Origin of the sequence: Nocardiopsis trehalosi NBRC 14201 (assembly GCF_001552555.1) — a bacterium.
Taxonomy (GTDB): domain Bacteria; phylum Actinomycetota; class Actinomycetes; order Streptosporangiales; family Streptosporangiaceae; genus Nocardiopsis_B; species Nocardiopsis_B trehalosi.
This window is the reverse complement of the sequence record NZ_BCRK01000249.1, coordinates 1-7,055: the sequence shown is the minus strand read 5'-3', so window position 1 is coordinate 7,055 and position 7,055 is coordinate 1. Positions and strand designations below refer to the sequence as shown.

The 7,055-nt window shown below is 73.8% G+C and carries 7 protein-coding genes; 2 read left to right on the top strand and 5 right to left on the bottom strand.

Annotation, left to right across the window (positions count from 1 at the left end; translation table 11 throughout):
• Window positions 1-325 precede the first annotated feature (325 nt).
• Both NT8_RS26225 and NT8_RS26220 read left to right on the top strand, forming a co-directional pair.
• Window positions 326-1,396, top strand: a complete 1,071-nt coding sequence (locus NT8_RS26225) for a permease (protein WP_067975202.1) — start codon at window positions 326-328, stop codon at window positions 1,394-1,396.
• A complete protein-coding gene (locus tag NT8_RS26220; protein ID WP_067975201.1) occupies window positions 1,393-2,175 on the top strand; it encodes a TIGR03943 family putative permease subunit in 783 nt (260 codons plus the stop codon). The genes NT8_RS26225 and NT8_RS26220 overlap by 4 nt, the downstream gene beginning before the upstream one ends.
• Window position 2,176: 1 nt before the next feature.
• On the opposite strand, the gene NT8_RS26215 is transcribed toward NT8_RS26220, so the two are convergent.
• From NT8_RS26215 to NT8_RS26195, 5 genes are all read right to left on the bottom strand, one after another.
• Window positions 2,177-2,995 (bottom strand): IclR family transcriptional regulator, encoded by an 819-nt coding sequence (locus NT8_RS26215; protein ID WP_245646342.1) that lies wholly within the window; start codon window positions 2,993-2,995, stop codon window positions 2,177-2,179.
• A gap of 94 nt (window positions 2,996-3,089) precedes the next feature.
• Window positions 3,090-3,926, bottom strand: a complete 837-nt coding sequence (locus NT8_RS26210; protein ID WP_067975204.1) for a carbohydrate ABC transporter permease — start codon at window positions 3,924-3,926, stop codon at window positions 3,090-3,092.
• Window positions 3,927-4,033: 107 nt separating this feature from the next.
• On the bottom strand, window positions 4,034-4,981 hold the full coding sequence (locus NT8_RS26205) for a carbohydrate ABC transporter permease (RefSeq protein WP_067975199.1): 948 nt from the start codon (window positions 4,979-4,981) through the stop codon (window positions 4,034-4,036).
• Window positions 4,982-4,984: 3 nt separating this feature from the next.
• The gene (locus NT8_RS26200) at window positions 4,985-6,274 is read right to left on the bottom strand and encodes an extracellular solute-binding protein (RefSeq protein ID WP_067975197.1); all 1,290 of its coding nucleotides are present in this window, start codon (window positions 6,272-6,274) and stop codon (window positions 4,985-4,987) included.
• Between the two features lie 236 nt (window positions 6,275-6,510).
• Window positions 6,511-6,912, bottom strand: a complete 402-nt coding sequence (locus tag NT8_RS26195; protein ID WP_067975194.1) for an SSI family serine proteinase inhibitor — start codon at window positions 6,910-6,912, stop codon at window positions 6,511-6,513.
• Window positions 6,913-7,055 lie beyond the last annotated feature (143 nt).

Below are 7,055 nucleotides of genomic sequence, written 5' to 3'. Positions count from 1 at the left end.
CGGGCGCCCGCCGCCGCGAGGCGGTGGGCGACGGCGCGGCCGATCCCGCCGGCGGCGCCGGTGACGAGGGCGGTGCGCCCGCGCAGGTCGGGCCCCTGCGGCGGGGCGGCGGTCGGGCGGCGGGGGGAGGCGTCCATGATCGCCACGGTAGACCGGCGGTGTGACCCATCCCATAGCCCGTCGCACCACACGTGCGGGTATCGGGGTGTGGGCGCGGCACACCCCGGGTGGGGTTTCGGGCCGGGGGTGCGGCGCGGTGTGACCGGGTGAAAACGATTCTCGGTACTATGCGTTCCGACCCGTAAACGACGACGGAGAACGCGCCGTGTCCGACACTCCCGCGGGGGCCGCCGCTTCCGCGTCCTCCTCCCTGGGCGACTCCCTGGTCAACGACTGGGACGCCCGCGACGACCTGCCCCCCGCCGACTGGGGGCGCCCGCGCGGACCCCGGCGGGTGGCCACGGTCTGGCTGTTCGCGCTCTTCCTCATGGCGCTGGCGTTCGGCAACGCCTGGCTCTCCGACGCCCTGGACGGCGACGCCTTCCTGGCGTGGGCCACCATCTTCACCGCCATCAGCCTCCAGGCGCTGCCGTTCCTGGTGTTCGGCGTCGCCCTGTCGGCCGCGCTGACCGCGTTCGTCCCCGCCTCCTTCTACCAGCGGGTGTTCCCGCGCAACGCGGCGGCCGCCGTGCCCGTGGCCGGGCTGGCGGGCGCGGTCCTGCCCGGGTGCGAGTGCGCGTCGGTGCCGGTCGCCAACGGCCTCATGCGGCGCGGCGTCGCCCCGGCCGCCGCCCTGACCTTCCTGCTGGCGGCGCCCGCCATCAACCCGGTCGTGCTGGTGGCCACGGCGGTGGCGTTCGCCGGGCAGCCCGAGATGGTCGCGGCCCGGTTCGCGGCGTCCCTCGGCGCCGCGGTCGTGGTCGGCTGGGTGTGGGCCCGGTTCGGCCGCACCGACTGGATCCGCGCGCCCCGCACCCACCACGACCCCGGAGCGCCCCGGTGGCGGGTCTTCCAGGAGTCGATGACGCACGACCTCATGCACGCCGGCGGGTTCCTGGTCGTGGGCGCGCTGGCCGCCGCCACGCTCAACGTGATCGTGCCGCGCGAGTGGGTGTCCGCGGTCGCCGACCGGCCCGTGGTGTCGGTGCTGGTGCTGGCGCTGCTGGCCATCCTGCTGTCCATCTGCTCGGAGGCCGACGCGTTCGTCGCCATCAGCCTGACCGAGTTCTCGCCCACCGCCAAGCTCGCGTTCCTCGTCGTCGGCCCGATGGTCGACCTCAAGCTCATCGCGCTCCAGGCGGGCACCTTCGGGTGGGCGTTCGTCCGCCGGTTCGTCCCCCTGACCCTCGGGGTCGCCCTCGTCTTCACCTTCGTGATCGGAGGAATCCTGCTGTGAACCGCATCGCGCAGGGGATGGTGCTGGTGCTGCTCGGCGCCGCCGCGCTCACCAGCACCGTGTTCACCGACCTCTACCTGAACTACGTGCAGGAGGCGTTCCGGCCGTTCCTCATCGCCTCCGGCCTGGTGGTGGCCGCCCTCGGGCTGGCGATCATCGGCGCGGAGCTGCGGGTGGTCGTGCGCGGCGAGGAGGAGGCCGCCGAGGCGGCGGCCGACGGCCACGCCGGCCACGACCACGGGCACGGCCACGACCATTCCCGCGCGCCGCGGGTGGCGTGGCTGCTGCTGCTGCCGGTGGTGTCGGTCTTCGTGATCGCCCCGCCCGCCCTCGGCGCCTACACCGCCGAGACCGCCGCGTCGGCCGCCCCGCCCCAGGACTCCGCGGCGGAGGCGGAGTTCGACGAGCTGGGCGACCCCTCCTCCAACGCGCCGGTCGAGATGAAGCTGCAGGAGTTCGTCTCCCGCGCCTGGACCGACGAGGAGCGCGCCATGTCCGGGCGCACCATCGAGCTGACCGGGTTCGTCGTCCCGCACCCCGAGGGCGAGGGCTGGTACCTGGCCCGGCTGCAGATGGCGTGCTGCGCGGCCGACGCCATCGTCAACCGGGTCCTGGTCACCGCGCAGCCCGACGGCACCGCCGCGCCCGAGACCGACTCCTGGTGGACGGTGCGCGGCACCTGGGAGGAGCCCGCCGGCGACCTGCAGAGCGTCCGCGACCACCGCTTCCGCGTGGAGGAGATGACCGCGGTCGACAACCCGCCCGACCCCTACGAGTGACCTACGAATGATCGCCGGGGCGGGTCCCCAGGTCGGCCGAGATCCGCGCGGCCACCGCCGCCACCTGGGGGCCCAGCTCCCGCACCCGCGCCGCCGGCAGCAGGCTCGCCAGCGAGGACACGCTGATCGCCGCCACCGGATCGGCGTTGTGGTCGAACACCGGGGCCGCGACGCAGCGCACCTCCGGCTCGTTCTCCCGGTCGTCGATCGCGTACCCCCGGGCGCGCACCCGCCGCAGTTCGCCGTGGAACACCTCCGGGTCGGTGATCGTCTTGGCGGTGACCGCGGTCAGCCCGGCCGCCAGCACGTGGTCGACCAGGTCGGGCGGGCTGAACGCGAGGATCGCCTTGCCCACCGCGGTGCGGTGGGCGGGCATGCGCGCCCCGATCCGCGAGGCCATCCGCACGGTCGTGGTGTCCTCGACCTTGTCGGCGTAGACCACGTCGGTGCCCTCCAGCACCACCAGGTGGCAGGTGTTGCCGGTGCGGCGCATCAGCTCCCGCAGGTGCCGGCTGGCCACCGACCGCAGGTCCAACTGGTCCAGGTAGGCCTGGCCGAGGGCCAGCGCCGCCGGGCCGAGGCGGAACCGGCCGGTCTCGCGGTCGCGGACCAGCAGCCGCGCCTCCAGCAGCGGGGTGGCCAGGCGCAGCACCGAGCTCTTGTTCACCCCCACCCCTTCGGCGAGTTCGGTGAGGGTGGCGCCGCGGCTGCGCGCCGGCTGCACGCGCACGTACTCCAGGATGGCCAGCGCCCGGCGCAGCGACACCGACGCGTTGCGGCGGGGCGCCGGCGCCTCGGGCACCGGGTCGGCCGCGGTCACCCCGCCACCGCCCCGGCCGGCGGTCGGCGGGAGACGGGGAACGCGCGCGCCCAGGGAGGACCGTTCCGGGTCCGCGCGCCCGGCCGCGCCCCGCTCACCCCTTCACCGCCCCGCCCAGCCCCGACACCAGCCGGCGCTGCACGAACAGGAAGAACACCAGTACCGGGATGGTCATGAGCACCGACCCGGCCATGATGCCGCCCCAGTCGTTCTCGTCCGGCTTGAAGAAGGACAGCAGCGCGATCGGCAGGGTCTGGTTCTCCTGCGCGGAGATGATGAACGTGCGGGCGAACAGGAAGTCGTTCCAGGTCATGATGAACGAGAAGATGCTGCACGCCACCACCCCCGGCGCCACCAGCGGGAACAGCACCCGGGTGACGAAGGTGAACCCGCTCGCGCCGTCCAGCCAGGCCGCCTCCTCCAGCTCGCGCGGGACCGCCGCCACGAACCCCCGCAGCATCCAGATCGCCAGCGGGATCGCGAACGCCAGGTGCACCAGCATCAGCGACCCGAGGTGGTTCAGGCCCAGGGCGGGGACCGTGGCGCCGACGTTGCGCATCAGGAAGAACAGCGGGATCGTCAGCGCCTCCACCGGCACCATCTGCGCCACCAGCACCATCACGAGCAGCGTGGTGCGGGCCCGGAACCGGTAGCGGGTCAGCGCGACGGCCGCCAGGAAGGCGCACAGCGTCGACAGCACCACCACGACCGCCGCCACCAGCACGCTGTTGAGCAGGTACTGGCCGAACCCGTCCACGAACAGCACCCGGCGGAACGAGTCCAGGCTGGGCTCCAGCGTGTAGGGGGTGGCGTCGCCCGCCTCCAGGGCGGCGCGCGGCTTCAGCGCCGACAGCACCATCCAGTACAGCGGGAACGCCACCGCGGCGGCGACCAGCAGGCCCGCCGCGTCCGTCCGCACCCGCCGCACCAGGCCGCCGGACCGCCGGCCCCGCTTCGTGCGGACCGCCCGCGGCGGCGCCGGCGGCGTCCCGTCCGCGGCGTGCCGGGTCGGACCCGGCTCCTCGATCGCGACCCCGTTCACAGGACCTCCCCGCTGCGCCGCAGCGAGCGCAGGTAGAGCAGCGTGATGCCGAGCAGCAGCAGCGTGGTGACCACGCCGATCGCCGAGCCCAGGCCGTACTGGTCGGAGGCGAACGCCTGCTGGTAGCCGTACACGTTGAGCACCAGGTTCTGCCCGGCGATCCCGCCGCCGCCCGTCATGATGTAGATCTGGGTGAAGATCTTCACATCCCAGATGATGGACTGGATGGTGACGATCATCATCGCCGGGCGCAGCATCGGCAGCAGGACGCTGCGGGCGATCCGCGCCGTCGACGCGCCGTCGATCCGGGCCGCCTCGACCACCTCGGTCGGGATGGCCTGGATGCCGGCGTAGAGGGTGACCATCACGAACGGGAACGAGCACCACACGACCTCGGCGCCCACCAGCCCGAACGCGGTCCACCGGTCGTAGGTCCAGGAGTAGCCGGCGAACCCCTCCAGGCCCACCCCCGCCAGCACCTGGTTGACCAGGCCGAGCGAGGGGTCGAACAGGAACAGCCACACCGCGCTGCCGGTCACCGCGGGCGTGGCCCACGCGCCCAGCGCGGCGAGGAACATCACGGTGCGCACCCACGGGGTGAGCCGGGTGGCGAGGACCGCCAGGGCGCCGCCCACCAGCAGCGTGCACACCACGCACGCGGCGGCGAACCCGATGGTGTTGCCCAGGACCGACCAGAACTCCGGATCGGCCGCCAGGGAGCGGTAGTTGTCCAGGCCGATGAAGCGCAGCGGCGCGTTCCCGCTGACCTGCGCCTGCCGGTAGTCGAAGAACGAGACGAGGACGAGCTGGTACAGCGGGTACACGAGCATGGCGCCGAGCACGAGCAGGGCGGGCGCCAGGTACACCCAGGGTTCGAGGCGGCCGCGGCGGCGGCCGGGGGCGCGCCCCCCGGGCCGCCGCGCGGTCAGCGCGGGGGCGCTCACCGGCTACTCCCCGGCGAACGCGCCGTCGAGGGCGTCCGCGGCCTCGGTGGTGGCCGCGTCGACCGTCGCGTCGCCCGCCGCGACCCGCTGCATCATGGTCGGCAGCACGCCCTCGGCGTCGATGGTCGCCCACGCGCCGGTGACCGGGACGAACCGGGTGCCGGCGTCGAGGGTCGCGACGAACGGCGCCATGCGCTCGTCGGACTCGGCGATCTCGGCCTGCACGTCGGTGAAGGTCGGCAGGTTGCCCATGGCCTCGTACATGCGCCGCTGGTAGTCCTTGCCGCCGAGCAGCCGGACGAACTCGACCGCCAGGGTGCGGCGCTCCGAGCCCGACAGCACGCCCAGATTGTTGCCGCCGGCGAAGGCGGGCGCGACCGACCCGGGCTCGGTGCCGGGCAGCGGGACGACGGCGTAGTCGTCGGCGACCTCGCTCTCCTCGACCGCCTTCAGGTTGAAGTTGCCGCCGATGGTCATGCCGGCGTCGCCGGCGATGAAGTTCTGCACGCTGTCGTTGCCGGTCATCTCCGCGCAGGTCTGCGGCGGGCAGATGTCGTCGGACAGGATCTCGGAGTACAGCTCGACGCCGGCCCGCGCCTCGGGGGAGTCGATGGCGGCGGTGTAGGTGCCGCCCTCGGCGGTGGCGATGTCGCCGCCGGACGCCCAGACGAACGGCAGGAACCCGTAGGTGTAGGCGCCGCCGGTGGAGATGCCGAGCATGTCGGGGTCGTCGGCGCGGATGGCGCGCGCCGACTCCACGACCTCCTCAAGGGTGGCCGGCGCCGCCAGGTCGAGGTCGGCGAACACGTCGGTGCGGTAGTACAGGGCGCGCATGCCCAGGAACCACGGGAGGCCGTAGGTGCCGTCGCCCACCTGAGCGGTGGCGGCCGCGTCCTCGGGGACGTCGGCGTAGTCCTCCCAGGCGGCGAGGTCCTCGGTGATGTCGGCGAAGCCGCCGGACTCGACGTAGCCGGCCAGGTCGGTGTTGCCGTACTCGGCGACGTCGGGCGCGCTCGACGGGTCGTTGAACGCGGCGCGGAAGCGCTCGGCGCGGGTCTCGACCGGGATGTACTGCACGTCGACGGTCACCCCGTCGTGGGCGGCCTCGAACTCGGCGACGGCGTCCTCGACCACCGCCTCCTTGGGCTCCTGGTCGACCTCGGAGAACAGCCAGACCCGCAGCGTGCCGGTGCTCTCGTCGGCGCCCGGGCCGGAGTTGTTCGACTGGGCCGGGGCGCAGGCGGCCAGCAGCGCGGCCGCCCCGATCAGCGCGGCGGCACGGGGGAATCGCATGGCGTCTCCTTCACGGAGCGGGGGAGTGGTGCGGGCGGGCGCCGTGCGGGACGCGGCCGCCGGTGGGTGTCCCGAATGTAGGGACATCGCCCGTCGGCACCCAAGACCGGCCGGTCAATGTTGTGCACTGCACAATCCGTGGACGCCTATGCACTCTCCGCCCCGGAGCCGCGCAGGCCCCGGGGACGCCGACGCCGCCCCGCCGCCCCGTGGCGGTGGGACGGCGGGGCGGTGGGCTAGAAGCCGAACACGCCGTCGGTGGCCATCTCGGCCGCGCAGGTGTTGCCGAACTCCTCCTCGTAGGACACCGGCTCGCCGCGCCACTCGCCCGTGGCGCGGACGGTGACCGGGCGGTGCTCCATGGTGCAGATGCCGTCGCGCGTGGGCAGGTCGGCGAACCGGCCGTCGACCTGGTCCAGCGACGCGCAGGAGGAGTCGGCCGCCGGGTGCGTGCCGCCGTTGGGCGCGCAGTCGAGGGTCACCTGCTGGGGGGCGGACTCGGTGCCGGCGGGTACCACCGCGAGCTGGAGCGTGGCCTCCGGGCGGTCGAGCGCCTGGGCCCCCGGTGCGGCGACCAGCGCGCCGGCGCCCACCGCCAGCAGGGCCGCGAGGATGGTCGACGTCTGTCGCTTTCGCATGGCTACTCCTGGTCTGATCCCTATGAGTGGATGGATACCAAGAGTCATTTAACCGTGACGCAGGGTCGCACGCGCGGCTTTCCACGGAATTCACCGGCGCGTCGCCCGCCGCGGCGCGGCCCGGCGGGCCGCCCGGACGCGCC

Excerpts from the sequence above, each read along its gene's own strand:
- NT8_RS26195 (WP_067975194.1), bottom strand. The coding sequence starts at position 6,912 with ATGCGAAAGCGACAGACGTCGACCATCCTCGCGGCCCTGCTGGCGGTG.
- NT8_RS26200 (WP_067975197.1), bottom strand. The coding sequence starts at position 6,274 with ATGCGATTCCCCCGTGCCGCCGCGCTGATCGGGGCGGCCGCGCTGCTG.